Source organism: Pseudoalteromonas sp. SR45-5 (genome assembly GCF_014163565.1).
GTDB lineage: Bacteria > Pseudomonadota > Gammaproteobacteria > Enterobacterales > Alteromonadaceae > Pseudoalteromonas > Pseudoalteromonas distincta.
In genome coordinates this window covers 1-1,325 of sequence record NZ_JACJDN010000854.1, presented here as the reverse complement: position 1 = coordinate 1,325, position 1,325 = coordinate 1, and the positions used below count along the sequence as shown (strand labels likewise).

1 protein-coding gene is annotated in these 1,325 nt (G+C 38.1%); it reads left to right on the top strand.

The window, feature by feature from the left end; all coding sequences use genetic code 11:
- Positions 1 to 1,301 (top strand): TonB-dependent receptor domain-containing protein (locus H5072_RS19595; protein WP_182694528.1); only part of this gene is annotated, 1,301 nt, incomplete at its 5' end.
- Positions 1,302 to 1,325 lie beyond the last annotated feature (24 nt).

The following is a 1,325-nucleotide window of genomic DNA, read 5'->3' as shown; positions in this document are numbered from 1 at the left end:
CTGTAAAATCAGATGATATAACAACAGCATTTAACGCAGGCTTTGAAAAAACAGATAACTTTGATGTACTGCAAGGCGTAGCACCTGATGAAGATGGCTATGAAAATAAAAACCTTGGGTTTAAAGTAAACTACACCGATGCACATTACGGCGACTTTAAGTTATTAGGCCAATACAGTGAAGGTTATGCAGATTACGACAGTAGCTTTAGCCCAGCAGATAGTACGATTGAACGAGATGACTTTAAAAACTATCAACTTTCTGCAGGTTGGAGCAAAAACTACACTAACCAAACGCATAGTATTGATTTAGCGCTTTCAACAGATGATTCAGACAATACATATGTCGATTTTTCAGTTGGGCCAACAACAAGTACCTTTATAACTAAACGCACACAAATTGATTATAACGGCCAGTACCTGTTATCTAATGAACTTAACATTAGTGGTGGTATTAATTGGTACAACGATGATGTGTCGCATAGTTCGCAACCATTTGTTGAAGACAGCCGCGATGTACTTGCTGTGTTTGTAGGTGCTTACTATGATGCAGATAAAGTACTGGCTAATTTAACTGTTCGCCAAGATGATGATGAGCAATTTGGCGACGAAACAACGTATACAGCCGCTGCAGGTTATCATTTATCTGAAGATGCAACATTTCGTATAAGCCAAAGTACTGGCTTTAAAGCTCCTACATTTAACGATTTATATTATCCACTTTATGGTAACCCTGATTTACAACCTGAAAAATCAGTAAACCGTGAGTTAGGTTTGAGTGTAGATTTTGATATCGCGCAAGTTGATATTGCAATATTTAGAAACGATATAGAAGATAAGATTGATTACGATGCAAACTTTGCATTGGCTAATATCGATGAAGCACGTTACGAAGGGGTTGAATTTAGCTTATCTCAGCAGTTTTTTGGTTTTGATAGCAACCTTAACTTTGCTTACTTAAGCGCTGAAGACGAAGAAACGGGCGCAGAGTTGCGTAATGTTGCTAAACGTACTTTTAACTGGGAACTTGCAAAACAGTTTGGTGCTTTTGATGCAAGCTTAGACATGCAATACCGTAGCGACCGACAAGGTGCTGTGACGCGCTTAGGCTCTTATACACTCTGGAACCTAGCGGGTAATTATCAAGTAAATGAACATATTGAAGTTTCACTTCGTGTAGAAAACTTATTTGATAAAGAATATAACGCTGTTGATTCAAACACTGATTTTACAACGGGTGAAGTGTATTACTACAACACGCCAGAGCGTCGCTTTTTTGCAGGCGCAAGCTACCAGTTTTAACGGTATTTATTAATATTAAAAAGC